17 protein-coding genes are annotated in these 13673 nt (G+C 73.3%); 6 read left to right on the top strand and 11 right to left on the bottom strand.

From position 1 onward, the window contains the following. Window positions 1-300: 300 nt before the first annotated feature. A complete protein-coding gene (locus tag ACIRBX_RS12980) occupies window positions 301-942 on the bottom strand; it encodes an NAD(P)-dependent oxidoreductase (protein ID WP_402296080.1) in 642 nt (213 codons plus the stop codon). Between the two features lie 98 nt (window positions 943-1040). On the opposite strand from ACIRBX_RS12980, the gene ACIRBX_RS12975 reads away from it, so the two are divergent. Then, entirely contained in the window at window positions 1041-1382 is a 342-nt protein-coding gene (locus ACIRBX_RS12975; RefSeq protein ID WP_402296079.1) for a winged helix-turn-helix transcriptional regulator, read from the top strand. Window positions 1383-1395: 13 nt separating this feature from the next. Here ACIRBX_RS12975 and ACIRBX_RS12970 read toward each other — a convergent pair whose 3' ends face one another. From ACIRBX_RS12970 to ACIRBX_RS12950, 5 genes are all read right to left on the bottom strand, one after another. Further along, the gene (locus ACIRBX_RS12970; protein WP_402296077.1) at window positions 1396-2070 is read right to left on the bottom strand and encodes a response regulator; all 675 of its coding nucleotides are present in this window, start codon (window positions 2068-2070) and stop codon (window positions 1396-1398) included. Beyond that, window positions 2067-3356, bottom strand: coding sequence for a histidine kinase (locus ACIRBX_RS12965; protein WP_402296474.1), 1290 nt, complete (start codon window positions 3354-3356; stop codon window positions 2067-2069). Before ACIRBX_RS12965 ends, ACIRBX_RS12970 begins: the two co-directional genes overlap by 4 nt. Before the next feature lie 91 nt (window positions 3357-3447). Further along, complete coding sequence (locus ACIRBX_RS12960; protein ID WP_402296075.1) at window positions 3448-3654, bottom strand: DUF397 domain-containing protein; 207 nt, start codon at window positions 3652-3654, stop codon at window positions 3448-3450. Between the two features lie 14 nt (window positions 3655-3668). Further along, window positions 3669-3869: a DUF397 domain-containing protein gene (locus ACIRBX_RS12955; RefSeq protein WP_402296073.1), complete on the bottom strand. Its 201-nt coding sequence runs from the start codon at window positions 3867-3869 to the stop codon at window positions 3669-3671. Then, on the bottom strand, window positions 3859-4695 hold the full coding sequence (locus ACIRBX_RS12950; protein WP_402296071.1) for a helix-turn-helix domain-containing protein: 837 nt from the start codon (window positions 4693-4695) through the stop codon (window positions 3859-3861). The genes ACIRBX_RS12955 and ACIRBX_RS12950 overlap by 11 nt, the downstream gene beginning before the upstream one ends. Window positions 4696-4787: 92 nt before the next feature. Here ACIRBX_RS12950 and ACIRBX_RS12945 point away from each other — a divergent pair, with 92 nt between their 5' ends. Together ACIRBX_RS12945 and ACIRBX_RS12940 are read left to right on the top strand one after the other, a co-directional pair. After that, window positions 4788-4985, top strand: coding sequence for a hypothetical protein (locus ACIRBX_RS12945; protein WP_402296069.1), 198 nt, complete (start codon window positions 4788-4790; stop codon window positions 4983-4985). Next, window positions 4982-5275: a hypothetical protein gene (locus ACIRBX_RS12940; protein ID WP_402296067.1), complete on the top strand. Its 294-nt coding sequence runs from the start codon at window positions 4982-4984 to the stop codon at window positions 5273-5275. The genes ACIRBX_RS12945 and ACIRBX_RS12940 overlap by 4 nt, the downstream gene beginning before the upstream one ends. A gap of 201 nt (window positions 5276-5476) precedes the next feature. Here ACIRBX_RS12940 and ACIRBX_RS12935 read toward each other — a convergent pair whose 3' ends face one another. Beyond that, window positions 5477-5908 carry a nucleoside deaminase gene (locus tag ACIRBX_RS12935; protein ID WP_402296065.1) on the bottom strand — a complete coding sequence of 144 codons (432 nt, stop codon included), beginning with the start codon at window positions 5906-5908 and terminating at the stop codon, window positions 5477-5479. Then, window positions 5905-6759 (bottom strand): TIGR03619 family F420-dependent LLM class oxidoreductase, encoded by an 855-nt coding sequence (locus ACIRBX_RS12930; protein ID WP_402296063.1) that lies wholly within the window; start codon window positions 6757-6759, stop codon window positions 5905-5907. Before ACIRBX_RS12930 ends, ACIRBX_RS12935 begins: the two co-directional genes overlap by 4 nt. Before the next feature lie 94 nt (window positions 6760-6853). Between ACIRBX_RS12930 and ACIRBX_RS12925 the strand changes: the two genes are divergently transcribed. Continuing rightward, on the top strand, window positions 6854-7321 hold the full coding sequence (locus tag ACIRBX_RS12925; protein ID WP_402296062.1) for an Lrp/AsnC family transcriptional regulator: 468 nt from the start codon (window positions 6854-6856) through the stop codon (window positions 7319-7321). 94 nt (window positions 7322-7415) lie between these two features. Here ACIRBX_RS12925 and ACIRBX_RS12920 read toward each other — a convergent pair whose 3' ends face one another. Next, entirely contained in the window at window positions 7416-8039 is a 624-nt protein-coding gene (locus ACIRBX_RS12920) for a TetR/AcrR family transcriptional regulator (protein WP_402296061.1), read from the bottom strand. 100 nt (window positions 8040-8139) lie between these two features. On the opposite strand from ACIRBX_RS12920, the gene ACIRBX_RS12915 reads away from it, so the two are divergent. Next, on the top strand, window positions 8140-9306 hold the full coding sequence (locus ACIRBX_RS12915) for an FAD-dependent oxidoreductase (protein ID WP_402296060.1): 1167 nt from the start codon (window positions 8140-8142) through the stop codon (window positions 9304-9306). Between the two features lie 114 nt (window positions 9307-9420). Here the strand turns inward: ACIRBX_RS12915 and ACIRBX_RS12910 are convergent, their stop codons facing one another. Beyond that, entirely contained in the window at window positions 9421-10119 is a 699-nt protein-coding gene (locus tag ACIRBX_RS12910; RefSeq protein ID WP_402296058.1) for a TetR/AcrR family transcriptional regulator, read from the bottom strand. Window positions 10120-10429: 310 nt separating this feature from the next. Here ACIRBX_RS12910 and ACIRBX_RS12905 point away from each other — a divergent pair, with 310 nt between their 5' ends. After that, window positions 10430-12070 (top strand): MFS transporter, encoded by a 1641-nt coding sequence (locus ACIRBX_RS12905; protein ID WP_402296057.1) that lies wholly within the window; start codon window positions 10430-10432, stop codon window positions 12068-12070. 66 nt (window positions 12071-12136) lie between these two features. Here ACIRBX_RS12905 and ACIRBX_RS12900 read toward each other — a convergent pair whose 3' ends face one another. Next, the gene (locus ACIRBX_RS12900; RefSeq protein WP_402296055.1) at window positions 12137-13600 is read right to left on the bottom strand and encodes a PQQ-binding-like beta-propeller repeat protein; all 1464 of its coding nucleotides are present in this window, start codon (window positions 13598-13600) and stop codon (window positions 12137-12139) included. Window positions 13601-13673 lie beyond the last annotated feature (73 nt).

Raw genomic sequence — 13673 nt, 5'->3', positions numbered from 1 at the left:
AGCCGGGCCGGGGTGTGACTCCGCCTGCGTGCCTGCCTGCTCGGCTCCGCCTGTGCTCACGTCGCTTGCGTGCCTGCCTGCTCGGCTCCGCCTGTGCTCACGTCGCTTGCGTGCCTGCCTGCTCGGCTCCGCCCGTGCTCACCTCGCCCGCGTGCTCGCTCGTCTGGTGCCCACCCGCCCGGTTCCGCCGAGGCGACCCCGGAGCGCCCGGGTACGACGGAGCCCGCCCCGGACGGTGGTCCGGGGCGGGCTCGGGTCTGCGGATCCGCGGGTGGCGTGGCGGTCCGGGGTGGGGTGCGGTCAGTGCGAGACCGCCAGCTGCACCCGGTGGTGCTTCGGCACCTCGATCTCGTCCAGCAGCGCGACCGCCAGATCGGCGTGCGGGATCCGCCCGGTGCCGATCACCGCGCCGACCGCGCTCCGGTAGCTGCCGGTGGCCCCGGCCGCCGCGTCCAGCTCCATCGGCGGGACCACCATCAGCCAGTCCAGCCCGTCCGCCGTGGCGGTCAGCAGCTCGAACTCCGCCACGTGCCCCTGCGAGAACACCCGGTACTGCTCCGGGAACTGCGGATCGTCCATCACCCGCACCCCCGGTGAGACCTCCAGGGTGGTCGCGATCCCCAGCGTCAGCAGCCGCCCCACCCCGGCCCGCCGCAGCCCGTCCACCAGGGCCCGGGCGGCCGCCGTGAAGTACTCCTCGGCCGGCAGGTCCAGCCGCACCGAGGCGTTCACCGCCGCGTCGTGCCCCGCCGCGACCGCCGCCACCGACTCCGCGTCGGTGGCGTCCCCGCGCACCACCGTGACCGCCTCCGGGCCGCCCAGCTCCGGGTACTTCTCCGGCTCCCGGACCACCGCCGTGACGGCGTGCCCGCGCCGCACCGCCTCGGCCACCGCCGCCCGGCCCACGCGCCCGCCCGCTCCGAAGACCACGATCCGCTTCACGTCACCCTCCCTCGCCCGGACCGTCCGGGCTCGATGCGGGACGACCGTACGAGGAGGGCCCCCGGTTACTTCAACGGAACCGGTTCTATGGTCGGGGTATGACCACGCCCCTGGACGCCGACATGTTCGACCCGGACTGCAGCCATCGGATGCCCATCCGGGTCGGCGACAAGTGGAGCGGCATGGTGCTCCGCTGCCTGGCCGAAGGGCCGCGCCGGTTCGGCGAGTTGAAGGTGCCGCTGAAGGGCGTGACCTCGAAGGTGCTGACCGAGACGCTGCGGGCAATGGAGCGCGACGGCTGGATCGACCGCACCGCCTACCAGGAGAATCCGCCCCGGGTCGAGTACGCCCTCACCGAGTTCGGACGCTCGCTGCTCGGCCCGATGGACGTCGCCTGCGACTGGGCGCGCGAACACCTCGACGAACTGAGGCGCTATTGACCGGGCTGAGGCCCTACTGACCCGGCGTCACCAGACCCGACTCGTAGGCGAGCACCACCGCCTGGGCCCGGTCGCGCAGGTCCAGCTTGGCCAGGATGCGGCCGATGTGGGTCTTCACGGTCTGCTCGGCGACCACCAGCCGGTCCGCGATCTCCTGGTTCGACAGGCCCCGGGCGATCAGCTCCAGCACCTCGGTCTCGCGCGGGGTCAGCCCGTTCAGCCGGAGTCCGCGGTCCCGGCGCGGGGCGGGCCTGTTCCGGGCGAAGTCCTCGATCAGACGGCGCGTCACCGAGGGCGCCAGCAGCGCCTCCCCGGCCGCCACCACCCGGACGGCGGCGATCAGGTCGGCCGGCGGCGCGTCCTTGAGCAGGAAGCCGGACGCCCCGGCGCGCAGCGCCTCGTAGACGTAGTCGTCCACGTCGAAGGTGGTCAGCATCAGCACCTTCGGACGGTGCGTCACCCCCGGCGGCGGGTCGAGCAGCCGCCGGGCCGCCTCCAGCCCGTCCATCTCGGGCATCCGGACGTCCATCAGCACCACGTCCGGATGGGTCCGTCCGCTGACCTCCAGGGCCTGCTTCCCGTCGGCGGCGTCGCCGACCACGTCGATGTCGCTCTGCGCGTTGAGCAGCGCGGCGAAGCCGGCCCGGACCATCGCCTGGTCGTCGACGATGATTACGCGGATGGTCATCGGGGGCTCTCTCCGGTGCTGGTGACGGGCAGTTCGGCGAAGACCCGGAAGCCGCCGGCGGCGGTCGGACCGGTCTCCAACCTGCCCGACAGTAGCCGCACCCGCTCCCGCATCCCCACCAGCCCGTGCCCGGTGCCCTCGCCGCTCTCCACTCCCGGGGTCCCGCCCGGGCCGTTCTCCACCGTCACCAGCAGGGTGCGGCCCTCGGCCGCGAGCACCACCTCGGCCACCGCGCCGGGTGCGTGCCGCACCACGTTGGCCAGTGCCTCCTGCACGATCCGGTACGCCGACAGGCTGACCCCCTGCGGGAGTTCGCCGACCTCCTCGCTGCGCAGGGAGGCCCGGACACCGGCCTGACGGACCGTCTCCACCAGCCGCTCCAGCTGCTCCACCCCCGGCTGCGGCGCCCGGTCCGGCGCACTGCCGTCGCTGCGCAGCACCCCGAGCAGCCGACGCATCTCCGCCAGCGACCCGCGCGCCGCCGCCGCGATCGTCCCGAACTCCTCGACGGCCTGCGGCGGCAGGCCCTCGATCCGGTACGGCGCCGAGTCCGCCTGCACCGTGATCACCGACATGTGGTGGGCCACCACGTCGTGCAACTCCCGGGCGATCCGGGCCCGTTCCTCCAGCAGGGTGCTCCGCTCGCGCTCCGCCTCGCTGATCCGCTCCTGCTCCGCCAGCTTCCGCTGCGCCTCGCCCCGGCCCCGGACCGTCCAGCCCAGCAGCAGCACCGCACCGGAGACGGCCACCGTGATGATCGCGGTCTGCCCGGCCCGCGGCTGGTTCAGATCGGCGGCCACCACGCTCGCCGCCAGGGTCACCAGCCACACCGCCAGCAGCGTCCGCCCGCGCTCGCGCAGCGCCAGCGCCGCCATCAGGAACACGTACCCGATCAACGTCGGCACCGGCCACGGCCACGGCCCGGCCCCGGCCGGCGTCCACGCCGTCGTCAGGGCCCCGAGCACCACCCCCGAGGACATCACCCACCACGCGGCCAGCGGCCTGGTCACCGCCACCACCAACGGCACCGACTGCGCCAGCGCCAACGCCCCGGCCACCGCCGTCGGCAGCCCGTAGTCCTGCGCCAGCACCACCGTGCCGGTCGACAGCAGCGTGATCGCCGCCGCCACCGCCAGCAGGTACGGCAAGGCCCGCACCCACCCCCGCTGCGCCCCCGCGAGCAGCGGCACGTGCCCCTCGGCAGGCGTCATCAACGCCCGCCCGAGATCACCGAGCTGATCGCCGGCCCACTGGGCGGCACCGTTCACCGGAGGAGGCACCTGGATCTTCACCCTGGCCACCCTAGGCGCCCACCCCGGCCGACCGGGTCGTACCGGGGTGGGGTCTTGCTCGTAGTACCGGGGTATGAGGCCCGGCTCAGGCCGTGCCGAACTCGCCGGTCTTGACGGCCCTGACGAAGGCGGCGAACGAGCCGGCGGGGAAGAGGAGGGCGGGCCCCTCGGGGTCCTTGGAGTCCCGGACGGGTACGAGCCCGGGGAAGTCGTCGGCCACCTCGATGCACGCGCCACCACCACCACTGTGGGTGCTCTTACGCCAGGCAGCACTACTCAGCTCAAGGGACATATTCGGCCTCCGGGTCAGTTGAGTTCGCCGGTTTTAACGGCGCGGACGAAGGCAGCGAAGGAGGTGGAGGGGAAGAGGAGAGCGGGCCCGTCGGGGTCCTTGGAGTCACGGACGGGCACAAGTCCGGGGATGTGGTCGGCGACCTCGATGCATGCGCCGCCCTGGCCACTATGGGAGCTCTTGCGCCAAGCGGCGTTTCTCAGGTCAACAGGCATGTTCCAGTTCCTTCCGTACGTCGCGAATCAGCCTTGTTGAGGCGTCCCGTGACAGGGCGTCAACCTGGAGTCGAGCATAGTGGCGCTCCCAGGTTGCCACCTTGGCCGAGTCCCGTTCGAGGTAACCGCGTTGGAAGGTTTCGGTATAGCCCAGCAGGGATCGGTCGCCCATGGTAAGAAGCCACAACGCGGAGTGGAACAGGCATCGGTCGGCCATGTGACTTGGGGCGATCTGGAGGATAACGTTCGGCCGGGTCGCCAGCTGTTCGAGGTGAGCCAGTTGGCGTGCCATGACCGCTGGGCCGCCCATCCATCGGCGCAGGCAACCTTCATCCAGCACGGCGTAGACGAGTGGTGCGGCGGGGCGGTCCAGAATTGCCTGCCGTGCTAGGAAGAAGGCGACTCGTTCGTCGGCCTGTTGCTGGGTGACGTCGCCTGCCCGTACTGGCTCGACTTCGTGGGCCCTTGCGTACTCCTCGGTCTGCAGTAGCCCGGGGATGACACCGAGTTCGAAGACCCGGATCTCCTTGGCCATCGCCTCCTCCCGTGCGTACTCCGGGAAGCCCTCGATCAGCATCGAGTGCTGCAGCTGCCACCACATCAACTCCAGCGTCCCGCCCGTCTCCAACACCGCATCCGCCTTCGGCGCGAACCATGGCGGCGGCTGCCGCTCTGCCCGCTCGATGTACGACACGTACGAGTCCGAACAGCTCAGCAGTCGCCCCAGCTCCGCCTGCGACAACCCCTTCGTCTTCCGGCTGCGCCGCAGCTGCATCCCGAACGCCGCCAACGGCGAGGCCGCCCCGTCGAGTTCACGCTGATTCATCAACAGCCCCCACTGTCCAGTTGAAATCCTTCCGAGCGTACCGACCCGCCCGCCATCGTGGAGGCCGAACGAGCACACAGAGGAGTCGCCCCGTGACCAAGAGCAGCAATCCGGCCCTCCGCCCCCGCGTCGGCGAACTGGTGACCGACACCAGGTCAGGCCGGGTGGGGGAGTACCGGGACACCCTCGGCAGGGCCGCCTACCTGCGACCGGTGGGCGGCGGCTGTGAGTGGGAGACCGATCCGTCCTGCCTCGAAACAGTCTCGAACACCGAAGAGAGGGCCAGTTGAATCCCCGTCAGCAGCGCGACCGCGCACTCCGCGAAGCCGCCCTCGCCGAAGTGGCCGCCGTGGCGGCCCGCAAGGTCCGGGTCAAGGAGCAACTCACCACCCTCGACACCGAACTGCGCCTCGCCGCCCGCACCGCCTACGCCGCCGGCGCCTTCTGGTACGAGATCGGCGAGCAGGCCGGCGTCTCCACCGAGACGGCCCGCTTCTTCCGCTACGACCAGGTCGACGGCGCCCTCCGCGAGCCCGCCGTGCCGATGCCGCCCCGCGTCTTCCGGGAGCGCGGCGAGTAGCCGGTGGGGGCCGCTACGCCGGCGCGGTACTACCGGCGCGCGGCCCCACCACCCTTCAGCATCTCGACACCCCCCATCGGCCCATTGGTCCTCCGCGCACTGATCGGGGGCGATCCCCCGCCGAAGTCCCGGAGACGCAAGACGAGTTACCGGCCGCCGCGCGGCCTGCGGTAGCGCGGCGGCGTCACCCCTCGCGAGCGGTCAACTGCGGTAGTACGGCGCCACCGCCGCCCGGACCTCCTCCCACAGCGCGGGCCCGTCCTGCGGGACGGGCGGTCGGCCGCTGTCGGGGCGGATGGTGCGCAGCTGCTCGCCCGACAGGGCGAAGACCACCCGCCGCAGCCCCGCCACCCGGATCGCCGCCGCGCACATCCCGCACGGCTCGCAGCTGGTGTACATCGTCGTCCCGGCCGCCACCTCCGGGGTCAACTCCCGTGCCGCCCACCGGGCCAGCTTCAACTCCGGGTGCGCGGTGATGTCCCGGTCGGTCAGCGTGGTGTTCCGGTCCTCCGCCAGCACCACACCCCCGTCCGAGGCCAGCAGCGAGCCGAACGGCGGGTTCCCGGCCGCCCCGGCCTCGTCGGCCAGGGCGATGGCGCGGCGCAGCAGCCGCAGGTCCTGAGGGGTCGTCACGAGAGGTCCTTCCATGCGGAGGAGGCGGCGGCCACCACGGCCAGCGCGCGCCAGGCGGTCTCCGGCTCCCGGACCTCGGCCGGGTCGCCGCCGTAGGTGTCGAGGAGCACGGACTCGCAGCCGAGCGCCCTCAACGCGTCCAGATCGCCGAGCACCTGCTCGGCCGACCCCACTCCGGCCAGCCGCTCCGGGTCCTCGTTCCGTCGCTCGGTGATCCGCAGCTTGATCCGGGGTGCCAGGGCCGGCCGCGCCCGCCCCTGCCCGGCCGCCTCTTCGGCCAGCCGCCCCGCGGCGTCCCGCAGCCACGGCAGGGTGAGCCGCATCGGGTGCCAGGCGTCGCCGTACCGCACCGCCCGCCGGATGCCGGCGTCGCTGTTGCCGCCGATCCACACCGGGATCCGCCGCTCCCCGTACGCGGCGGTGTCCGCCCAGGCGGTCCGCAGGTCCCGCAGCAGCTCGTCGGTCAGCCGCCCGCGCCGCTCGAACGGGACGCCCAGCGCGGCGAACTCCTCGCGGGCCCACCCCACTCCCACACCCAGCACCAGCCGCCCGCCGCTCAGCTCGTCCAGGTTCGCGGCCATCCGGGCGGTCAGCAGCGGGTGACGGTACGGGGCGATCAGCACCGTGGTGCCCAGCCGCACCCGGCCGGTCAGCCCGGCCAGCCACGACAGGGTGGTGAACGGCTCGTAGAAGGGCGCGGGGTAGCGCTCGGCGACATCGGGGGTGATGGCCACGTGGTCCGAGACCATCAGCAGGTCGAAGCCCAGCTCCTCCACCGTCCGGGCCCAGTCGCGCAGCAGGCCCGGGTCGGTGCCGGGGCCGAAGTTGGGGACGTTCACACCGATCTTCACGCCGTCAAAACTAGCCACTCCGGACGGTCCGTCAGAAGGGCTTCCTCCCGGCATGATCGCCGATCCACCGGGGATTCCCCGGTAGATTGGCCCGATGGCCGAGAGTCTCGACGCGACCGACTGGGCGATCCTCGCCGAACTCCAGCAGGACGGCCGGATCGCCTTCACGGAGCTGGCCCGACGGGTGAAGCTGAGTGCCTCGGCCACCACCGAGCGGGTCCGGCGGCTGGAGTCGTCCGGGGTGGTCACCGGCTACCGGGCCGAGGTGGACCTCGCCCGCGCGGGGTACCCGGTGCCGGCCGTGGTGCGGCTCAAGTACCCGGGGCCGGGGAGCCGGCACGAGCCGCTGCGGCGCCTGCTGACGGAGCGTCCGGAGATCCTGGAGTGCGTGCGGACCACGGGTGACGACTGCTACGTCCTGCGGATCGCGGCCACCTCGACAGCGCACCTGGAGGAGATCGTGGACGAGCTGGCGCAGCTCGGCAGCACCACCACCAGCCTGGTGCTGAGCCACCCCCTCCCGCCGCGCGGCCCGGCCGCGCCCCGCCGCCCGGCGGACTGACCACCACCGGCCGCCGCACCGCCAGCGGCAGCACCACCGCCAACCACCTGACCACCGCAGCCCGCCCGGCCGCGCCCGGCGGGCCGACCGCCCGTCACTCGGGGGAGCCGCCCGCCAGGCCCCGGTGGAGCAGGGCGGTGAGGGTGTCCACGATCTGCCCGTCGTCGGCCGCGGGGCCGTGCTCGCCCGCCGTCAGCACCGCGTAGCCGAACATCGAGAGCATCGCGCCCATCGCGGCGGCCACCAACTCCGGCTCTCCGGGCAGCTGGTGGCCCTGCTCGCGCATCCGGGCCAGGTGCTCGCGGAAGACCTCGGTCTCGGCGGTCAGGCTCTGCCAGGCGCGCCCGGATCCGGGCGGCTCGGCCATGGTCGACTGCACCATGGCGACCACCACCGGGAGGTGGTCCCGGAAGACCTGCCAGGAGACGGCCAGGTGCTCCCTGAGCTGCTCCCGGTCGGCCAGGTCGTGATCGGCGTCGTGCCCGTGGCCGTCGGCGTCGATGGCCCGGTCGGCCTGCTCGCCCATGTCGCGGAGCAGGGCCTGCAACAGCTCCTCCTTGGAGCCGAAGTGGTCGTAGAACGACCCGGTGGACCGGCCGGCGGCCTTGGTGATGTCGGTGATCTTCGTCGTCAAGTACCCCTGTTCGACGAAGAGTTCACGTGCCGCCTGCTTCAGGGCGGCCTCGGTCCCGGCTGCCCTCTCCTTGCGCGTGCCCACCGGGCCGCTCCTTTCCCGCCACCCCTTGACGCCTGCTTCCGGGTCTCAGCATACTGAAGCCGCTTTCACCGAATCATGATTCACCGAATGGAGATTCACCATGAGCGCACCGTCCGGGATCAAGGTCGCCGTCATCGGCGGCGGGGTGGCCGGAGCCGCCGCCGCACTCGCCCTGGCCCGCACCGGAGCCGAGGTCACCGTCCACGAGGCCCATCCGGACCCGGCCGGGCCGGTCGGCTCGTTCCTCAGCCTGGCCGTCAACGGGCTGCGCGGCCTGGAACTGCTCGGCTGCCTGGAGCAGGTCCGGGCGGCCGGCTTCGAGGTGCCCGAGCAGCGGCTCTGGTCCGGTGGCGGCAAGCCGCTCGGCACCATGCCGCGCGGCCGACTGGCCTCCGACGACCTGCACGGCGTCACACTGATGCGCGGCCGGCTGGTCGAGGTGCTGCGGGCGGAGGCCGAGCGGGCCGGGGTCCGGATCGTCACCGGCCGGCGGCTGACGGGGCATCACGACCACGGCGCCGGTGTCCGGGCCGAGTTCGCCGACGGCAGCACCGCCGAGGCGGACCTGCTGGTCGGCGCCGACGGCCTCTGGTCGGCCACCCGGACGCTCCTCGACCCGGCCGCGCCGGACCCCGCGTACGCCGGGCTCTACAACGTCTCGGGCCGCGCCGAGCAGGTCGCGGGCGCGCCCGGCACCTTCAACATGGTCTTCGGCCGCAACGGCGCCTTCGCCTACCTCCCCGCCCCCGACGGCACCGTCTGGTGGTCGGCCCAGCCGGCCGAACCCCGGCAGCCCGACCTGGCCGCCGTCCCGCTGTCGGAGTGGCCCGAGCGCCTGGCGGAGACCTACGCGGCCGATCCGGTGCCGCTCGCGCTGCTGCGCGCCGCGACCGAGGTGCACCGGCCGACCCTGATGCACACCCTGGCGCCCGTCCCGGTCTGGCAGCGCGGCCGTACCGTCCTGATCGGTGATGCGGCCCACCCCGTCGGTGCAGGCCAGGGTGCCTCGATGGCGATCGAGGACGCCGTGGTGCTGGCCCAAGTCGTGTCGGCGGGAAGGTCGTTGGCCGAGTACGAGGAGCGGCGCCGGGCCCGGGTCGGACGGATGCTCAAGGCGGCGGCGGCCAACCGGGAGGCGAAGAAGGCCGGCCCGGTCGCCCGGCGGGTCAACGACCTGGTCATGCCGCTGTTCTCGCGGTACGCGTACACCAGGTCCACCGCCTGGCTCTACACCCACGACCTGGGGGAGCTCACTCCCGCCGCCTGAGGAGGCGTCAGGACGGGCGGGGGCACCCGCCCGCGCGTACGCCCCCGGAGGGGCGCGCGACCGAGCCGCCGCGCCCGGCGGGTGACGCGGCGTCAGCGGTGGCTCAGCGGTGGCTCAGCGCCAGTCTCCGGCCAGCGCCGGGCCGAGCTGGTCGAAGTGGGACTCGATGACGGCGATCATGCCCTCCGGGCCGGGCCCGGACTCCCCGCCGCTCCAGGCCAGGTGGGCGCTGCGCAGCACCCCGCCGAAGACGGCGGCCAGCACCCGGGGGCGCAGGTCCACCGCCGGGTCGAGGCCCTCGCGGGCCGCGATCAGCCCGGCCACCAGCCGTTCCTGGTCGGTGATCCGCCGCAGGTGGGCGGCGAGCAGGGTGGGGGTCTCCTCGATCAGCTGGATGAGTTCGAGGGCGGCCGTGATGCCCCGGCTGCCGTCGGCGTCGGCTCCGGTGCCCGCGGTCGCGGAGAGGTCGCGCCAGGTCTGGACGATCGAGCCGCGCAGCGCCTGCAGCGGGTTCTCCTCGGCCGGCCGGGCCCGGAGGGTGGCGATGAAGTGGTCCTCGGCGTCGGCCAGGACGGCCAGCGCGACCTCCTCCTTGTTGGCGAAGTACCGGAAGAAGGTGCGCTGCGAGACGTCCACGGCGGTGGCGATCTCGTCGATGGTGGTGCGGCTGTAGCCGTGGTCGAGGAAGAGCCGGTGGGCGGCGGAGACCAGGGCGTCCCGGGTGCGCTGCTTCTTCCGTTCGCGCAGGCCGAGGATCCGGCAGCCGTCCGGGAGGGCGGCGGGCGCGGCGGGCGAGGTGGGCTGCACGGCCATGCGGCGGGGCCTCCGAGGGGCGGCGGTGGCGGGAGGACGTCGTGGGTGCGGACGCAACGGCACGGCGACGGCGGAGCGGTGCTGACAACGATAGCGCGCTGACAAATGGCACACCTTGGCAGAAGTCAGCCATGCGCACAAGGCAGTGTTTGCCGAATGTCAGAGGCTGACATAATCTCGCACGGCGGTGACGCCCGCCAGGCCGGACGACTCGTGGGGACGGGTGGGCCGGGGCGTCACCGCCATGCCGTTCCTGCCGAGCAGCGCGGGCGGCAGCCGTCCCGCAGCGAACCCGGAGGGTCCGTCAGACATGAGCCAGTCCCTGACCAAGAGCGCCAAGGGCGCCAAGGGCGCGAAGCGCGCCGAGGCGGCCGGCCCGCCGAAGCCGGGCGCCACCCCGGGCGGCGGCCTCGCCCGCTTCCAGGGCCACCCCTGGCTGACCCTGCTCACCGTCGCCGTCGGCGTGATGATGGTCGCCCTGGACGGCACCGTGGTGGCGATCGCCAACCCGGTGATCCAGACCGACCTCGGCGCCTCGCCCGCCGACATCCAGTGGGTCACCAGCGGCTACCTGCTGGCCCTCGCGGTCTTCCTGATCACGGCCGGCAAGATCGGCGACCGGTTCGGCCACAAGGGCACCTTCCTGGTCGGCGCGGCCGGCTTCGCGGTCACCTCGGCCGCCATCGGCTTCGCCACCAACATCCAACTGGTCATCGCCTTCCGGGTGTTGCAGGGCCTGTTCGGCGCGCTGCTGCAGCCGGCCGCGCTCGGTCTGCTGCGCGGCGCCTTCCCGGCCGAGAAGCTCAACATGGCGATCGGCATCTGGGCCGGCGTGATCGGCGCCTCCACCGCAGCCGGCCCGATCGTCGGCGGCCTGCTGGTCGAGCACGTCAGCTGGCAGTCGGTGTTCTGGATCAACGTGCCGGTCGGCATCGCCGCCGTCCTGCTCGGCCTGGTGATCCTGCGCGACGTCCGCTCCGAGAACGCGGTGAAGTCCTTCGACCTGCCCGGCATCGCCCTGCTCTCGATCGCGATGTTCGCCCTGGTCTGGGGCATCATCAAGGCCCCGAGCTGGGGCTGGGGCGACGCCTCCACCCTGCTGTTCCTCGGCGGCGCGGTGCTCTCGCTGGTGCTGTTCGCGCTCTGGCAGACGAAGGCCAAGGAGCCGCTGATCCCGCTCGCGCTGTTCCGCTCGGTGCCGCTGTCGGCCGGTGTGCTGCTGATGGTCCTGATGGCCTTCGCGTTCTTCGGCGCGATCTTCTTCGTGACCTTCTACCTGCAGAACGTGCACGCCATGACCCCGGTCGAGGCCGGTGTCCACCTGCTGCCGATGACCGGCATGATGATCATCGGTGCCCCGGCGGCCGGCGCCGCGATCGGCAAGATCGGCCCGCGCATCCCGATCGTGGTCGGCATGGTGCTCACCACCGTGGCGATGTACGGGATGTCCACCCTCACCACCGAGTCCGGCAACGGCGTGATGTCGCTCTGGTTCGTGCTGATGGGCCTGGGCATCAGCCCGGTCATGGTCGGCGCCACCGAGGTGATCGTCGGCAACGCCCCGCTGGAGCTCTCCGGCGTCGCGGGCGGCCTCCAGCAGGCCGCCATGCAGGTCGGCGGCAGCCTGGGCACCGCCGTGCTGGGCGCGGTGATGGCCGCCAAGGTCACCGACGTGCTGCCGGGCAACTGGGCTAAGGCCGGTCTCCCGCCGGTCGCCCCCGAGCAGCAGGCCGGGCTCGACCAGGCCGCCCAGCTCGGCTTCGCCCCGCCGGCCCCGGCCGGCACCCCGGAGCAGGTGGTCCAGGGCATGGCCACCGCCGTGCACGACTCCTTCGTCAGCGGCATGTCGCTGGCCTTCGCGGTGGCGGCCGTGGTCGCCTTCGCGGCGGCGCTGCTCGGCCTGCTGACCAAGCGGGGCGCCAACGACGCCGGCCCGGCGGTGCACATCTGACCGGGCGTCGGGAACGACGGAGGGGGTGCCACCGGACCGGTGGCACCCCCTCCGTCGTCCTGGGCGTCAGCGCGGCAGGCCGCGCAGCACCGGTACCGAGCTCTCCTCCGCGCCGTACCCGACCAGGGTGCGGGTCGCGGACCGGCCGAGCCAGGCCGTCGCACTGCTGTGACCGGTCGTCAGGATCTGCCGCGAGCGGGTCGCGCCGGTCCGCGGGTCGATCAGCAGCAGCTGGTCGTCGTAGCCGTAGTCGGTCAGCGCCAGCACCCCGTCCGGCCCGGCCCCGACCCCGTAGGCGCCGCTGCCGGCGTCCACCAGCCAGCTCCGCGAGCCGTCGGCCAGCGAGAAGCCGGCCACCGCCTGGCTGACCGACCCGAGCTTCACCGGGGCGATCAGCTGATCCCCCGTCACCACCGCGCGCAGGCCCGGCGCCCCGGCGACCCGGTTGTCCGGGTCGAGGAGCAGCTGGTGCTCCTTGCCGTCGGTCTTGACCACGGCCCGCAGCGCGCCCTGCTCGGTGAACGAGACCACGCCCCGCACCCCGGTGGAGTCCCGCTCCTCGACCCGGAGCACCGGCGGCCGGACGGAGAGGAAGTCCAGGGCGGAGAGCGAGGTCTCGACGCCCAGGTCGGTGCTCCAGGCCTGCTTCCCGTCGGCCGTGCCCAGCGAGCGCAGGGCGGCCCGCCCCGCCGGGTAGCCGCCCGCGCAGTACTCCACCAGCGCCACGGTGGTGCCGGCCGCTGCCACCGCCTGGTTGTCGCAGCCCTTGCCGGCCGGGCTGCTCCACAGCTCGGTGCCGTCGGCGGCCTTCAGCGCCCGCAGCCGCTCCTCCTCGGCGACCAGCACCGTGCCGCCGGCGACGGCCAGTTGGCGGCCCTGCCGGTCCCGGTCGACCGGGTCGGCCAGCTCGACCACCTTGTCGCCCCAGGCCCACTTCCCGGCCGTCAGGTCGACCGCCCGGACGGCCTTGCAGTCGCCCAGCGAGCGGCTCAGCCCGATCGCGGCCACCGTCCCGGCCGGATCGGTGCCGGCCGCGCAGACCGTCTCCCGGGGCGCGGTGGCGAGCGTCCACAGCCGGCCGCCGTCGGTGGCCCGGTAGGCGGTCAGCCCGTCCTCGCGGACCCGGATCACCGTCTCGCCCTGCTGCCAGATCGCCACCGCCCGGCCGGCGCCGGTCTCCGAGGCGCTCCAGGCCGCCCGCAGCTCGGGGCTGGCAGCGTTGTCCTTCAGCGGGGTGAGCACCCAGCCGGCGATGAAGTAGGCGGGCGCGATGCCCAGCGCGGCGCAGAGCGCCGCCACCAGCCAGCCCTTCGGCCCGTCCCCGTGCAGCCCCCGGGCCAGGGTGACCACCAGGCCGGTGACGGCCATCACGACCATCATCCAGCCGAGGCCGAGCACCCAGCCGATCCCGCCGGTCCACGGCTCGGCGGCGCTGCCCCGCCAGAAGTAGACCGTGGCCATCGCGGTGCAGCAGCCCGCCAGCCCGGCCCAGTAGAGCGTGACGGCGTGCGCGGACGTGTATCTGGGCAAGCGGAGTCCCCCGTTCGGACGTGCGAAATTCAGCGCACTCTACCGGGGGTGATCACCCGTCATCGAGGCCCGG

Origin of the sequence: Kitasatospora sp. NPDC096147, assembly GCF_044763225.1 — a bacterium.
Classification (GTDB): Bacteria; Actinomycetota; Actinomycetes; order Streptomycetales; family Streptomycetaceae; genus Kitasatospora.
Note: the sequence above shows the minus strand (reverse complement) of the source record. Positions and strands in the feature narration are given on the sequence as shown.

Bases quoted from the DNA above. Each gene is read 5' to 3' on its own strand.
- ACIRBX_RS12975 (WP_402296079.1), top strand. From the start codon at position 1,041: ATGACCACGCCCCTGGACGCCGACATGTTCGACCCGGACTGCAGCCAT.
- ACIRBX_RS12970 (WP_402296077.1), bottom strand. From the start codon at position 2,070: ATGACCATCCGCGTAATCATCGTCGACGACCAGGCGATGGTCCGGGCC.
- ACIRBX_RS12960 (WP_402296075.1), bottom strand. From the start codon at position 3,654: ATGTCCCTTGAGCTGAGTAGTGCTGCCTGGCGTAAGAGCACCCACAGT.
- ACIRBX_RS12955 (WP_402296073.1), bottom strand. From the start codon at position 3,869: ATGCCTGTTGACCTGAGAAACGCCGCTTGGCGCAAGAGCTCCCATAGT.
- ACIRBX_RS12950 (WP_402296071.1), bottom strand. From the start codon at position 4,695: ATGAATCAGCGTGAACTCGACGGGGCGGCCTCGCCGTTGGCGGCGTTC.
- ACIRBX_RS12925 (WP_402296062.1), top strand. From the start codon at position 6,854: ATGGCCGAGAGTCTCGACGCGACCGACTGGGCGATCCTCGCCGAACTC.
- ACIRBX_RS12915 (WP_402296060.1), top strand. From the start codon at position 8,140: ATGAGCGCACCGTCCGGGATCAAGGTCGCCGTCATCGGCGGCGGGGTG.
- ACIRBX_RS12910 (WP_402296058.1), bottom strand. From the start codon at position 10,119: ATGGCCGTGCAGCCCACCTCGCCCGCCGCGCCCGCCGCCCTCCCGGAC.
- ACIRBX_RS12905 (WP_402296057.1), top strand. From the start codon at position 10,430: ATGAGCCAGTCCCTGACCAAGAGCGCCAAGGGCGCCAAGGGCGCGAAG.